Here is a 14,868-nt window from a genome sequence, read left to right on the forward strand (position 1 = left end):
GACTGGGTTTCTAAATCGCTCTGCACTTGAGAACATTGTCCAATACACCTTACAGTCCCTTGATAGTGATCAGCAATCGCTTGTGGTCATCAACATTGGTTTTAGTAACGCTCGCAGTATTCAGACCAGGCACGGGTTCGAGGTCTTTGACAACATTTTAAAAGAATTTCACTCCAGATTAACCAGACACGGTGCTAGCGGATTTATCACTGGTAGACCAAGTTCGAATGACATGGTTTTATTGATTTGGGGAGAGGATATTGAAGCTCGGTTAAATCAACTATTAGATGATATCACTAAAATTAGCGTAGATGGATTTGTCTTCAACAAAACAGAAATACATTTGCACACGTATATCGGTATAGTTCAAGCTTACAAAGATTGCAGCAATGCTAAGCGTATCCTTCAACATGCATGTTACGCGATGCTTCTATGTAAAGAATCCGGCGAACCTTTTAGTTATTTTAGAGAAAATCATTCGGCGGATCTCAATAGTCACAATGAACTGGAAAGTTACCTTTTACAAGCAGTGCGTAACGACGATTTAGTGTTGTACTTTCAACCTCAAGTAGACTCCAAAACACGTAAATGGATTGGCGCAGAAGCCTTGCTTCGCTGGAGACATCCAATACTTGGCGACGTTTCCAACGAAGCATTGATACATATGGCCGAACAAAACGGGCTTATCTTTGAAGTTGGCTCTTTTGTTCTGCGTACCGCGATAGACAAAGCGAAACAATGGTCTGAGTTAATCGATAACTTCAAAATTGCCGTCAACGTTTCTCCCATTCAATTACAAAACGTAAATTTTGCAGAACAAGTGCAACACCTACTCGACACTTTCCATTTGCCAGCACACTTTCTCGAACTCGAAGTAACCGAGAGCGCTCTAATTGCCGATGAAATAGTAGCACGCACAACGTTAAATAAGTTGCACAAACTAGGTGTGACATTGTCACTTGATGATTTTGGTACAGGATATGCCTCGTTCAGCTATTTAAAGAAATATCCATTTGATGCCATCAAAATTGATAAAAGCTTCGTCCAGCAAATGGAAAAGTCGGACGATGATCGCGCGATAATTTGTTCTATCATACACATTGCGAAAAAACTGGAACTCCAAGTCGTGATCGAAGGCATTGAATCTCCCCAACAAGAGCAGTTTCTCATTGGTGAGGGCTGTGATATCGGACAAGGTTTTCTTTATGGTAAACCTATGCCTTGTAATGAATTTGAGCAAAGTTTGTTTAATCAGCGCCTTTCTGGCGGGCAATACGCCTACTCTTCCTAAGCATTCTCTTTACTATGAGGGCGGTGGTTTCTATAATCGCCGCCCGCTTCTATTAAAAGGCTAATATCTTCATGGATCAGTTGACTGCCACGCTTAAGAAAATTGAAAAGCAGAACTATCGAGCTTATCAGCAAATCAAAGGTCAATACGACTTCACTGATTTCACTTTGTTTATCGATCATGTACAGGGTGACCCTTATGCATCGGCGTCACGTTTTCGTGCGACTCGCGCATGGTCTTTGACTGGTCTTGAGTGGCTAAGAGACGAGTCTCCTGCATTTCAAAGAGCTGCACGTGATTTTATTGCGCGTAGTTTTGAACAGTTTGCTAAACAAGAAAACTCAGTATCAATTTCACTGACAGGCCAAACTGTACTGGATAGCACCGCGGTGTTGTTTACTGAAGAAGGTATTGAACTGCGTTTTCGAGTTAACTTACCAGCCGAAGGTCGTTCAGTATTGGGGAAAAAAGCCAACAACATACTGACTTTCCACCTGCCTAAGTTTATCCGTCGAGCAACTTTAGAGCGTGAACTCGACAAAGCCGCTTTAATTAAGCACTGCCAAGTTGTTGAAGACCAAGATGCCCTGCGAGAACAGTTGGAGGCCAATAACTTAGTCGCGTTTGTCGCAAACGGCAGTATCCTTCCTCGAATTGCAGGTAATTGCGACCTTCCTATGAAAGAAGCCGTTGAGTTTAAAGCCCCTGAATCTCTACAAGTCACTTTACATGCGCCAAACAAGGGCCATGTCACAGGATTAGGAATTCCAAAAGGTATCACACTGATCGTAGGTGGCGGCTTCCACGGTAAATCTACCTTATTAAATGCAATAGAGCGTTCAATTTACGATCATATTCCAGGAGATGGTCGCGAATACATTGTTGCCGATAACAAGGCTATGAAGATTCGTGCCGAAGATGGCCGATGCGTACACCACTTGAACCTGTCGAACTACATCAACCATTTACCAATGGGTAAAGATACGGCGGACTTTTCTACTCAAGACGCATCAGGCTCAACGTCGCAAGCCGCTTGGCTTCAAGAGTCTATTGAAGCGGGTTCAAGCACATTATTGATTGATGAAGATACTTCTGCTACCAACTTCATGATTAGAGATGAGCGTATGCAGGCATTGGTGGCAAAAGGTGATGAGCCAATTACTCCTCTCGTCGACCGCATTGGTCAATTACGAGATGATCTTGATATCTCTACCATTATCGTTATGGGTGGGTCGGGCGACTACTTAGACGTTGCCGATACCGTCATTCAAATGCACGACTACCAAGCCGTTGATGTGACTGAAAAAGCGAAAGAAGTTATCGCTCAGCACCCTACTCAACGCCATAACGAGTCAGAAGAACGTTTACAGACCTTCCCACCTCGAGCACTGAACCGCGTTGCGTTGATGAATATTCTGACTGACGGCAAGTTCCGTGTGAATGCGAAAGGCAAAGAGTCACTTCGATTTGGTAAAGAGTTTACTGATCTTAGCGCTTTGGAACAGATAGAGTCAGCCGATGAAGTCAACACAATTGGCTGGTTATGGTTCCAAATTGCTCAACTTCCAGGTTGGTGTAATCATCCGGCGAAGGAGATTGAAGAAATGCTGTCTGGTGAGTGGCATGCCGCTCTTCCTAAGCAAGGCGACTTAGCCAAACCACGCACACTAGACGTTATGGCTGCCCTCAACCGCATGCGAAAATCTCAGTTTAAGTCATCATGCTAGTTTTGATACGCTGACAGAGACAGTTCAATCAAAAGGCAGCTATAGTTAGCTGCCTTCCTTTATCTTTATTCTTAGCGAATCATTCGTTTCTCAGTACATTCCACGCTTCACAAAGAACTCTAAATCTTTCTGCATCGCCATTTTCTCGATCAGGATGCCAACGAAGCGCGAGTTTTCGCCATTGTTTTCTAATTTCCGCAGGCGTAGCGTCAGTGTTAAGTTCAAATAGTGACAGTGCCTTTGTCTTATCTACGCTGGCTACTGACGAACCACCGATGAACTTTTGATAAGTTGTCCAAAATTCATTCAACAGTCGACGCACTTCATCTTCGTCCGCTTCGTAATTGCGCCAATCTAAGTAATACTCACGCAAAGGATCATGAATATCGATCTTATGCCTCAAAGCTTCCATCGAATACATGAGCTGAATATCCATGGCTTCGACTTGAAGCCAACTATCCGGATACAGAGTGTCTTGCAGTTGATATAATGCATTCATGATCAGGAAATTTCTTTTGAATAAATCCTTATCGGGAGAGTCGTCCAGCTTTGAAATATAACCTTGTTCACCCAACGAGCTTGCCAAGGTGTGCACTTTCCAATTAGAGGGCTGTTTTCTCAGAATTTCTAGCATTGGCCAAAGCAGCGGATTTTCTATTGCATGAGGCTCAATACTATTGACAGTACGTTGTCCTTCCATTCATCCTCTCTGACACGAGTTTAGGGCCCCATTCACGGCACAAAAAACATAGTTTCCACTTTGTAGCATAAATGCAAAAAGGCCGATAGTCATTCACCATCGGCCTTTGTAAGGAGATCACGTAAAGGTTAAATAACCCCTAGCTCACGTAAACGTTCCATAAGGTAGCTATGTGCAGTGTAGCGCTCAGATAACACCACTTCCGGCTTTGGATGCAGGAACAACGGTAATGAGATACGTGACTTTTCTTGACGGCCACCCGTAGGGTTGATTACACGGTGAGTCGTTGAAGGGAAATAACCACCTGACGCTTCTTGAAGCATATCACCAATGTTGATGATTAAGTTTCCGAAGTCACATGGTACATCGATCCAATCACCCTCTTTACTCTTTACTTGCAGTCCAGGCTCATTGGCAGCAGGCAAAACCGTTAGCAGGTTAATGTCTTCATGCGCAGCAGCGCGAATAGCGCCGGGCTCTTCTTCGCCTGTCATCGGTGGGTAGTGAAGCACGCGTAGTAATGTTTTGTCGCTGTTATTGATCATTTCTGACAACGCGATAGAGAACTTCTCTTGAACGTCCTTAGGTGCGTACGCTTCAACCCAGCCTAATAGCTCTTGAGCAAATGCATTGGCACGCTCGTAGTACTCTAAGATTTCAGCTTTAAGCTGCTCTGGGATCTGCCCCCAAGGGTAAACATGAAAGTACTCTTTGATGTCTTTCACTTTGTGCCCTTTCGCCACTTCAGACACAGAAGGTGGGAAGTAGCCATCTTGGGTGTCTACGTTAAAGTGAAAATCATTCTTTTGTTCTGAACAGAAAAACTCATGCCAGTTTTTGTAAATTGACTCTACAAGCTCTTGTGGAATCGGGTGGTTTTTCAACACACCGAACCCCGTTTCGCGTAGAGAGGTAACGAACTGTTGAGCAGCATCGTCAGCAAGATAATCGACAGTTTCCAGTTTCATGGCTTTACTTCTTTTTTATTAGACTGAATCATGGATTCTATGGATGGGCATGTTGTAAATCAAACTTTAATGAAAAGTGCACGCGCAAACGTTTTAATGTTGAGCAGTTTGCCAATAAATCAACATTTTCAGTGATCAAAAAACCCATTAAAATATCAATTGCACACCGTTCAATTAAGTGCAATCATTAACACAATCTATGGAGTCCCACTGTAAGATAAATTGAAGGATCAAATAACTCTATGAAAAGCACCTCGACACTCTTAGGATTAACGATTTTTTATGCCATCGTGTTTTTATTTTCTGCGTTGGAACCTAACTCACGTGCAGTTTGGTTTGCGGAGATTATCCCGGCGATTGGTATTCTTGTTGCTATTTGGGCGATTTCGATTCGCTATCAGTTCAGTAATACGGCTTACTTTTTAATGTTCATCTGGCTCTGTTTGCACACTATCGGTGCGAAATATACGTTCTCCGAAGTGCCGTTTGACTGGTTTAACGACATGATTGGTTCAGAGCGAAATAATTTTGACCGCATTGCGCACTTTTCAATTGGCCTTTACGCATATCCGATCGCTGAATACTTGATAAACAAAAAACGGTTCAACAAAGCGTTCTCTTGCTGGTTTGCTTTGTTTGCTATCATGTCACTTGCTGCTGGCTATGAGATTATCGAATGGTGGTATGCGGAGTTGGCTGGTGGCGATGAGGGAATTGCCTTTCTGGGCTCGCAAGGTGACATATGGGACGCCCAGAAAGATATGTTGTGCGATACCGTTGGTGCAGTGTTGTCGTTATTCTTAATGTCGGCTCAACGTCGATTCTCTCAACCATTCTAAATAAGGGTTAAACCCATCAACAATTGGAACCTGTACGATTTGAGCGACCTCGTATTCGTGCAGGTTTTCTATTTTCTCTTCCACCAATTCATAGAGCTCTCGACGAGTTTTGATCACCAGCAACCATTCGTTGTCAGTACAAACCTCCCCTTTCCAAACGTAGTGGCTTTCAATAGGCATTGTTTGAATACACGCGGCTAATTGTGCATCTAGCAAACCTTTAATGATCTGATCTCGATTTTTTTCATTACTGGTTGTACTTAAAACCATGCAATAGTCATGTTTAATACTCATTTTCTAGCCCTTTATTATTTCATCGTCACTTTGCCGCCAATCATTTTGTAAGCGGGGGTTCCTCTTACTAAAGTATCTCTTGCAAACTCTTGTCCGCAAGCGGGGCAAATACATGGGGTTTGTGTGAAATCGTCAACAATGCGCTCTTTGAAGCATTTAACCAGTGCGCCTTTCCCGCCTTTACGGTACTTAAATAGTTGAGTTTTACATTTAGAGCAAAAGATATCGACGGTTTTCGTCGGTTGTTTTTTATTCGGTTTCGCCATGGTTACTTTCTATATCCGGTTTGACCCATACATTATTAAAATCAAACCAACCTAAGGCATTACACTTTGCATTTTGTAACGCACCGCTGTGGTCTTTATTCACGCCTAGCCAGCAGTGAAACATAGGAATCACCTGACAGCTTTTTACTAACTGTCGTCCTAGCTCACGCGCAGGAAAGTCTGTGTGCATGCCGGCACGCCATTGATCGACAAGTTTAGCCCATTCACTAAAATCGTAACCTGAACTGAACTTCTCAATATCACTGTAATCCAGGAGCCAGCCCGCCAACGCGTCATTTCGGTTCGTTGCAATGCCCATAGCTTTCACCCAGATATCCACTTCCTCCGGTGCGGGCGGTTGAGAATCATAACGAATAAACTCAACCTCTATACCGTGCGGTTTTAAGAGTGTCTTGATGGCCTTGGCAACTACTGGAAACATCGGATGCTTTTTCTGATACGCTACGGAAATTACCTTATTAGCCTGTGGTACGCTGCCCGCTTCTGCTGGCCTAAGATCAATCCAACCAGGCTTAAGGCCAAAGGCTTGCAATACTCCCAGTTCCATCACTTTATCTTGTGGAACATGCGAGTAAATCTGGTGACTGTTGAGGGTTTGCGAGAGGAACTCTGCCCAACGTGGATCTTTTGCAATCCCGGTGTTTTTGTTTAGTAATAGGAATGTACAGCCAGGGTCCAGCTCGACTTCATCGGATGAACCTTGTTTATCCATCTTCGGCTTTGACAGGCTTGGATAAACCATTGAAGAATAGGCTTCATCGATTACCCACACCTCCACTTGGTCAAGTAAAGGGCGAAAACCAAAGTAGCCATCAAAAGCAGTCAAAATAAGACGCTTATCATCATTCATTTTAACTTGGAACGGCCCTGTCCCTATCGGTTGTCTATCGAAGCTTTCAGAACGCAAAGCACTCGGTAGCAAAATTTTTGCTTGCGACTCACTCAGAGCCAGAGGAAGGTAGCGATCAGGACGGACGAGCTCAATATCAACGGTCCACTCTTGTGGTGAAGACACCCGCTTTATGTGAGAAAACAAGTTCAAGCCATTTAACGCAAGCACACTCTCAAGAACACAACTGGTTGTTAACGGTTCACCATTATGAAAGCGTACTCCACGACGAAGATAAAAACGCCAATGTGTATCAGAAATTGCTTCCCACGTGTGGGCTAAATCTGGTTGAAGTTGTTCATTTTCATCAAGGCGAGTGAGTCCGCTAAAAATTTGTCTGGCGATGTGCTGTTCAGAACGCCGCATCGGTTTCTGCGGGTTTAACATCGACAATGGTCGATAATAAGGCAAACGCACGACCTGCTCGCCCTGCCGATGTTGAAGCCCTAAATAACCTTGGATAACCTGCGTCAATCGTGCCGCATCGTTATCAAGCGCATCTAGAGCCTGACCGATTTTCCCTTCATCGAGATAACGCCTGGCGAGGTTTTCGCTGACATCGCTTCGATTACGTTTAAAAACGAGTTTCGAAAGTTTTCCTCGACCCGCTGCCGGATGCCACTCAATCCAGCCCTCTTCTTCAAGTTTATTTAGAACAATACGAGCATTACGACGTGTACAAAACAACGCTTCGGTGATGTCTTCGAGCTGAACGTCCGTATCGTGACCGGAAAATTTTTCAAACAGTGTTTCGAACTGAACACGTAAACGAGGGCTACTCATAAAGAGGAAATTCTTATCTTGTTGTCGATAAGCTAAGTTTCCTCATTTTTACCAAAAAGTGCAAACATCACACTATAAATTATTGAATATCGATACCAATTTCTCGCGAAAGTTCAGCCAGTTGTTCCTCGTTGTCTAGCTTGATAGACCATTTACACTCTGCTCCATGAGATAAAACAACGTTCGCTCCTCTACCCAGCAACTGAATTGCATCGGTTTGCGCTTGCAAGGTTACCATTGCACTGCCGGAGAGCTTAATCACTATTTCACGCTGGGTTGCAATGATTTTTCCTAATGAAAACTCAATCACCATCTTAGTTTATACCGACTTTGTTTTGTGTTGTTTCACAGCGATGGTCAAGCGACTGGTACACACTAAACGGCCTCGCTCATCAGTGATATCGATTTGCCACACTTGCGTTGAAATACCCAGATGAAGCGGTTTTGCCGTACCAATCACATGACCACTTCGCATGGCTCGCACATGGTTCGCGTTAATATCTAAACCGACGCAGTAGCTGCCCTCATCGACAGAGAAGTTTGCAGCTAATGAGCCTAATGTTTCTGCGAGCACGACTGATGCACCACCGTGAAGCATTCCTAAAGGTTGATGAGTAAAGCTGCATACGGGCATGGTTGCTGTAAGGGAGTCGTCAGTGAAATCTGTATATTTAATTTGTAGGTGCTCGATCAGGGTATTTTTTGACGTGGCATTCAGAATCTCTATGCTTACGGGCTTTTTCCATATACTCATTGTTTTACTCTTAGTTTCACAAACTGGTTTGTTAGGTTGTAACGATGTGCTAGGAAGCTAGCATAGACGCTACTTGGGCATAACTTCAAGACGTAACATCTCACCTTCTTTATTAATCAGATGAATAACTTGATCCATGCATCATGTTACTATTTGGGTATATACTATTGCTTCAAAACAAAAAATTAAATGGAGCCTGTTATGAAGGTATGGATGAAAGCCTCTGCTCTTTTAACTATCGCGGGTTTAACGGCGTGTAGCGCATCACCGACGGGTCGCAACCAGATCCTGATGTTTTCAGATCAGGAAATGTCATCGCTTGGCGCTAAATCTTTCGAACAAATGAAGAAAGATATCCCAATCAGCAAAGATCGCAAAACGAATGCCTACGTTCAATGCGTTGCCAAACACATCACTGACACCATTCCCGCTCAATCTGGATTTAAAGACTGGGAAGTCGTTGTTTTTGATAGTGAACAAGTCAATGCGTTTGCTCTACCAGGTGGGAAGATCGGCGTGTATACCGGGCTTTTAGATGTCGCGAAAAACCAAGATCAGTTGGCAACAGTCATTGGTCACGAAGTCGCTCACGTCCTCGCTGACCACAGTAATGAACGTCTCTCACAAAGTCAGTTAGCAAATGCCGGGTTGTCTCTAGCAAACGTTGCCATTGGAGCTTCCGAGTACAAACAGTATCAACAAATGACGATGGCGGCACTTGGTGTCGGTGTTCAATACGGTGTTATCTTGCCATACGGTCGTACTCAGGAATCCGAGGCTGATATTGTCGGGCTGGAATTCATGGCAAAAGCAGGTTTCGACCCACGTCAAAGTGTCGATTTATGGAAAAATATGAGTGCTGCATCAGGTGGTTCTCAACCACCTGAATTCTTCTCAACCCACCCATCGCACAGTACGCGCATTAAAGATTTACAAGCAACCATAAATAAGCTGCCTGCGTATAACGCGAAAGCACCAAGATGTGGCTAATTCATTGCTACTATCGTCTACTATACTTAAGCTTGCCAAATAAAAAAGCTCCCTAGGGAGCTTTTAATGATTCTAATCAAGTGCCCAATATCTGTAGCGGCAAACTTAACAAACTATCTCCGAGAGTGGCAAAATACCAGATGATAGAAACAAAACCTCCGACAGAGACCAAGTACCAAGCCAGTGAGAATAGCTGCCCATAACGGGTTAATGGCAATAAATGGCTTTGATGTCGAGCTCTCCATTCCATCACCACTTCCAACATTCCCATTAACAATAAAAACCCTAGCAACGTCAGACCGAAATAGTAACTGATAAAAATGCCTAATAAAGCGGTCGCAATACTGCCAACTAACCCGACCCAAGTATTCATTGAGAAGGTAATACTTTTGAGCACATGGCCACCATCTAATGGTAAAATAGGCAGCAGATTAAATAGGTTTAGCAAGGCGTTAAACACAGCAAGCCCAGCGAAGATCACCTCACCAGTCATCCAATAAAGCAAAGTAAAAACAATACTAAGTACTAAACCGAAAAATGGTCCCATGATTGAGATAACCACATCCTGCCAGCGCGTGTTTATCTTTTCGTCACTTAGCGCCAAACCACCTAGGAATGGAATCAAATAGATTCCTTTGGTCTTCATTCCAAAATACTTCATCGCTCTAATGTGACCATATTCATGGAAAACCAAACAAGCGATCAACGCTAGCGCGAACTCGATGGAAAATAGCCAAGAATATGCAGCGAGACTTGCAGACGCTAACGCCACTTTAATAACTTTCGCACTTTTAAGTGCTTTCATCCCAAGAGATACGAGGCCTATTACACTTAAACGCTTTTCGGATGGTGGCGTAACTTCTGGCACTTGGCGCTCGATGTCTTTTTCATTTCGACAACCTTCATTGATGAGCTCACCGTTAATTGTGACCTTGTAACTCAATTCAAACGGTTGCCATGTTAAAGAACACTCCAAATGACAGTTCAGGATTTCCTCACCCGCAGAGAGCTTAAACTGGTGTAGACAAGTCTCTGCGGTATTGTCACTGGCATCGATTTGAGACACCAACGTATTATCCCAATATAACTGCTGCCACCCAGCCATCGATCCTTCGAGCCTTAGCGAACGACCTAAAAATTCAACATTCAGTAATTCCAATGCGGTTCCTATTGCGTCTATTGAATAACTACATAGCGAGCGCGAATTATGCCTGTGAAGTGAAGAAACCGCAAAGCGAGCTATCTCTTGATTTGATCGTTATTTAACTATAAAGCTCGCAAAACAATTCTGGTCGTACCATTCTCTTCAAAAATATAACGATAATACATGCCCTTACAAGCCATCGTTTGACCTATGCATCATATTTAAAACGCAAAATACGCTCAAACTTTGACAAGTTATTAAACATACAATTAACATTACATTTACATCACCGTTGTATTTCGCGTATTAACAATTGGTGTAAGTACCACACAACAATTACAAGGACTTCGGTCCAGCATTATGACACCCTAGGAGGGTCAAGGATGAACAAGAAGCACTGCTCTCTGCTTACAATTTCAATATTGTTTGCGTGTAATGCCCACTCAGCGGGCTTCCAGGTAGCTGAACATTCGGCATCTGGTCTTGGTCGAGCATTTTCAGGTGAAGGGGCTGTCGCAGATAATGCCAGCGTCCTTGCCCGTAACCCTGCAGCAATGACACTTTTCAAAGAAGCTCAATTTTCGGGCGCGTTATCTATCATCGACCCTGAAGTCGATGTGTACGACACTGTAAACAATGAACACGCGAAAGATGTCGCTCCTTTACAGATCGTGCCAGCAGGTTATTACATCAGCCCTATCAATGATAACTGGGCTTGGGGTATCGGTATGTTCACAACATACGGTGTTGCTACCGACTATCCAAATGATATTTCCGCAGGTGATATGGCGGGTGACACTTCCCTACTTTCAGTAAACATCAACCCTAATGTCGCTTACCGTATCAACGAGTCTTTCAGTGTCGGTGGTGGTATCAACCTCGTATACGCTGAAGCAGAGCTGACTCGTCACAAAGGCGCACTCGCCGGTATTTTAGGTGGTAATAAGTCCGATAACCTTGTCGGCATGGAAGGCGAAACTTTCGCTTGGGGTTGGAATGTCGGCGCTTTATTTGAGCTAAATGAAAACAACCGTTTTGGCTTTGGCTACCGCTCTAAGGTTGATCTAGATTTTGATGACGGTGAGTTTAGTAGTTACGACTCTGGTCGAGCTTCATCACCAAAAGTTGATGGCCGTTTAAAAATCTCTCTCCCTTCAATTATCGAATTATCGGCTTTCCATCAACTGAATGAACAATGGGCTGTACATTACGGCTGGCAACAAACCGACTGGAGCACATTTAAAGAACTAAAAGCGACCAGTAACGAATGTAATGACGGAGTATGTTTCTTTAAACCTGAGAAATATGAAGACAACAATCGCTACTCCATTGGTGCAACTTACATACTTAATACAGACTGGACATTCCGTGCAGGCTTTGCGTACGACGAACAAGCAGGTGAAGCGACATTGAGTATCCCTGACAGTGACCGTTTTTGGTACAGCGCGGGCCTAACTTACGCAATGAGTGAGAATTTAACTTTCGATGCAGGCTTTGCACTTGTTAAGAGTAAATCAGGCTCTTTCACTGAGACAAATGCTCTGGGTGAAGAGATTAAGTTTGACTCAGAAGGTACTGCTTACATCAGCGCGGTACAGATGAACTACACCTTCAAATAATGGGATTACGGAGTAAACCAATGAAACACACGTTTAAATTATCAATGCTTTGTTCTGCAATCCTTCTTGCTGGTTGTGGTGATGATACCTCCAGCTCTGGTACTTCCGACAAAGTTCAATTTGAAGATGAAGTCCAAGCATTGCTTGATCGCGAAACATCCATCAGTTTTACGCTTCAAGGAGCGAACGCAGATGTACCGGCACCGTCTTACTTATTAATGGACACAAGCGATGGTACGCTTGGTCTGCCAACTGATGGCGATGATGCTTTAACCAACCCTAGAGCCTCAATGAACACGATGGATGGATGGTCAACGTCTATGCCAATCGTTCTTAACTTCAACGGCGACGGTTTTGCAACGGGCATGCTGTCGTCTGGTGTTAAAGTCATCAAGATTAACCAACGCTTAACCGAGTGGGACGGTAAATCTAACCCAATCGAAGAGGTACTCGTTCAGAATCAGGACTACGTAGTTCAAGCAAAAGGTAGCTCTCTATACATCCAGTTCTTGGCTGCACTTGATGAGTCAAGCGAGTACATTTTTGCGGTTACACAAGATGTTACTGACGTGAATGGTGAGCCAATTGGTACATCAGCAAGTTATGCGACTGGTAAATCGAAAGAAATCGTTTATGAAACTGGCGACCTTGCTTCTGTTCAAGCAGTCACTCAGGCGGTTGAAGGCATTTTTGGTCTAGCTCAAGTTAATCCTAACGACATCGTTTACTCCTCATGGTTCAGTACCCAGTCTGTAGGTGATACGTTAGCGGCAGTCAAAGGAGTAACCGCTACTGGTTTTTCTACTGGCGCAAACACACTAAATACCGTTTACAAAAATGACTCAAACGAAGGTTCAGTAGACTTATCAACGGCCTACACAATAACGCTCGGTGAAACCCAAGACTTTAGCACTGCGCTAGACTCTGACGATGACTTTAGTAAATACATTAGCGATCTAGACGCAGCTAAAACGGCAATTAAAGGCCTTTACATGCAATCAGGTGCCGATGTAAGCGTGACACAAGGTGTGGTAAGACTGCCTCATTACTTGGAAAAAGGCGCAAGCTGGAACATGCAACCAATGGTATCTGCGATGCCAAGCCTAGCGAAGCTAAGCGCAGCATTAGCGGATCCGAACGAGCAAGCAAACATGGTTCAGCAGCTATCAACAGGCGTTTTTGCAAATGATCCTGTTGATGTGACAAAGCTTGCTACAGATCCTACAGAGCAGCTAAAACTTGTTGGAGCTAAGCTTACTCTTACCGATGGTACCCAGCTTGATAGTGAGCGTATTATTACTCGCTACTCGCCTGTTCCCGTAGTGAAATCGGTTGAAGATGTCGAAGTACTGGTCTTCACACCTAAATCTGGCGTCGCGACAGACGTTGTGATTTATCAACACGGCATCACCTCAGCGAAAGAGAATGCGTACGCGTTCGCGTTCAATATGGTAAAAGCAGGTGTGGCAGTTATCGCTATTGACTTACCTATTCATGGTACGCGCAGCTTAGATGAACAACGTTCCGCAAATGCGAATGTACTGGCTTATCTAAATCTTTCCAACTTAGCCGTTGCGCGTGACAACCTACGTCAAAGTGTTCTGGATGTGTTAGGTTTGCGCGCTAGCTTGGTAGTATCTGCTCAAGGCGGTCTTTTAGCTGGAGGTCCTCTGCAAGGCTTCAACCCAATGACGGGTTCAAAAGTCAAAATGCTAGGTCATTCACTTGGCGGTATTGTAGCTACATCTGCCGTCGCAGCAGCAAACAATACATTGGGCAGCCCTTCTGCGGATGCGCTGTACACCTTTAGTTCTGCATCAGTACAGAACTCTGGTGGGCAAATTGGTAATTTGTTACTGGGTTCAGACAATTACGGCCCTCAGATCAAACATAACCTCGCTTATGCAGCATCAAAAGACTATGCGAATTACGCTGATGCATCATGTGCGGATCTAGAAGATAAAACATGTTACGAAGCTTTTGAGGCTGCGGCAACGGAAGCTCAAGTAGCAGCGCTAGAAGCAGGTTTCTCACAATTTATCTATGCAGCACAGACTACACTAGACACTGTCGATCCGTTCACAAACGCTTCAGATTTAGTGGCATCTGGCTCGCTAACGACACCATTCTTTATGACAGAAGTGGATGGCGATAGCACAGTACCAAACAGCGTTCCAAATGCACCATTCGCGGGTACTGAACCGCTTGCTAATAAGCTAGGGTTGAAGACTGTGAACAGTACGGACACTACTGTGAATGCAACTGCGAGCTTTGTACAGTTTAATGCTACTGCATCGCACAGTACTTTTGCTTCGCCAAATGGCACTTTGTCTGATATTGATCATCATGTAGAGATGCAGATGGAAAACACTGACTTCTTAATGGATGACGCATTAACAGGTGCCACTAACACTTCTGTTTTGAAGTAATCGCAACATCCTTCCTACCAAAGCCCAGTTTCTACTGGGCTTTTTCATTTCAATTCTATTCAAACCCACTCATATTTCCTCTGCTATAGTTAAATCGATGTCTTTGCCTAACTCACTTGTTTAAAAGGAAAACTCTATGCGCGTATTGACTGTT

General features: G+C 43.9%; 14 protein-coding genes. 6 read left to right on the top strand and 8 right to left on the bottom strand.

Features of this window, described 5'->3' with window-relative positions:
- The coding region (locus IQR33_RS06160) for a putative bifunctional diguanylate cyclase/phosphodiesterase (RefSeq protein WP_193843592.1) at window positions 1-1,291 on the top strand (1,291 nt) is incomplete at its 5' end.
- Window positions 1,292-1,362: 71 nt separating this feature from the next.
- Window positions 1,363-3,018 (top strand): ABC-ATPase domain-containing protein, encoded by a 1,656-nt coding sequence (locus IQR33_RS06165; protein ID WP_064354773.1) that lies wholly within the window; start codon window positions 1,363-1,365, stop codon window positions 3,016-3,018.
- Between the two features lie 79 nt (window positions 3,019-3,097).
- Here IQR33_RS06165 and IQR33_RS06170 read toward each other — a convergent pair whose 3' ends face one another.
- Complete coding sequence (locus IQR33_RS06170; RefSeq protein ID WP_182039387.1) at window positions 3,098-3,718, bottom strand: DNA-J related domain-containing protein; 621 nt, start codon at window positions 3,716-3,718, stop codon at window positions 3,098-3,100.
- 128 nt (window positions 3,719-3,846) lie between these two features.
- Window positions 3,847-4,686: an isopenicillin N synthase family dioxygenase gene (locus IQR33_RS06175; RefSeq protein ID WP_005386285.1), complete on the bottom strand. Its 840-nt coding sequence runs from the start codon at window positions 4,684-4,686 to the stop codon at window positions 3,847-3,849.
- Window positions 4,687-4,928: 242 nt separating this feature from the next.
- Between IQR33_RS06175 and IQR33_RS06180 the strand changes: the two genes are divergently transcribed.
- Entirely contained in the window at window positions 4,929-5,525 is a 597-nt protein-coding gene (locus tag IQR33_RS06180) for a DUF2238 domain-containing protein (RefSeq protein WP_017821932.1), read from the top strand.
- On the opposite strand, the gene cutA is transcribed toward IQR33_RS06180, so the two are convergent.
- The 5 genes from cutA to IQR33_RS06205 all read right to left on the bottom strand — a co-directional run bounded on the left by cutA (window position 5,487) and on the right by IQR33_RS06205 (window position 8,532).
- Complete coding sequence (cutA, locus tag IQR33_RS06185; RefSeq protein ID WP_054575994.1) at window positions 5,487-5,819, bottom strand: divalent-cation tolerance protein CutA; 333 nt, start codon at window positions 5,817-5,819, stop codon at window positions 5,487-5,489. The two genes, IQR33_RS06180 and cutA, sit on opposite strands and share 39 nt — an antisense overlap.
- Window positions 5,820-5,833: 14 nt before the next feature.
- Complete coding sequence (locus IQR33_RS06190; protein WP_005376334.1) at window positions 5,834-6,085, bottom strand: hypothetical protein; 252 nt, start codon at window positions 6,083-6,085, stop codon at window positions 5,834-5,836.
- Window positions 6,069-7,778, bottom strand: coding sequence for an SgrR family transcriptional regulator (locus IQR33_RS06195; RefSeq protein WP_017821931.1), 1,710 nt, complete (start codon window positions 7,776-7,778; stop codon window positions 6,069-6,071). Before IQR33_RS06195 ends, IQR33_RS06190 begins: the two co-directional genes overlap by 17 nt.
- Window positions 7,779-7,857: 79 nt before the next feature.
- Complete coding sequence (locus IQR33_RS06200) at window positions 7,858-8,091, bottom strand: DUF3389 domain-containing protein (protein ID WP_005376338.1); 234 nt, start codon at window positions 8,089-8,091, stop codon at window positions 7,858-7,860.
- 6 nt (window positions 8,092-8,097) lie between these two features.
- Window positions 8,098-8,532 carry a hotdog fold thioesterase gene (locus tag IQR33_RS06205; protein WP_005376340.1) on the bottom strand — a complete coding sequence of 145 codons (435 nt, stop codon included), beginning with the start codon at window positions 8,530-8,532 and terminating at the stop codon, window positions 8,098-8,100.
- 201 nt (window positions 8,533-8,733) lie between these two features.
- On the opposite strand from IQR33_RS06205, the gene IQR33_RS06210 reads away from it, so the two are divergent.
- On the top strand, window positions 8,734-9,522 hold the full coding sequence (locus IQR33_RS06210) for a M48 family metallopeptidase (RefSeq protein ID WP_017634168.1): 789 nt from the start codon (window positions 8,734-8,736) through the stop codon (window positions 9,520-9,522).
- 76 nt (window positions 9,523-9,598) lie between these two features.
- Here the strand turns inward: IQR33_RS06210 and IQR33_RS06215 are convergent, their stop codons facing one another.
- Window positions 9,599-10,627, bottom strand: coding sequence for a site-2 protease family protein (locus tag IQR33_RS06215; RefSeq protein ID WP_005376346.1), 1,029 nt, complete (start codon window positions 10,625-10,627; stop codon window positions 9,599-9,601).
- Window positions 10,628-11,049: 422 nt separating this feature from the next.
- Between IQR33_RS06215 and IQR33_RS06220 the strand changes: the two genes are divergently transcribed.
- Entirely contained in the window at window positions 11,050-12,285 is a 1,236-nt protein-coding gene (locus IQR33_RS06220) for an outer membrane protein transport protein (RefSeq protein ID WP_005376347.1), read from the top strand.
- 20 nt (window positions 12,286-12,305) lie between these two features.
- On the top strand, window positions 12,306-14,714 hold the full coding sequence (locus IQR33_RS06225) for a VolA/Pla-1 family phospholipase (protein ID WP_193843593.1): 2,409 nt from the start codon (window positions 12,306-12,308) through the stop codon (window positions 14,712-14,714).
- Window positions 14,715-14,868: the final 154 nt, after the last annotated feature.

The sequence above is a fragment of the Vibrio sp. OPT46 genome (genome assembly GCF_015163535.1).
GTDB classification, from domain to species: Bacteria; Pseudomonadota; Gammaproteobacteria; order Enterobacterales; family Vibrionaceae; genus Vibrio; species Vibrio alginolyticus.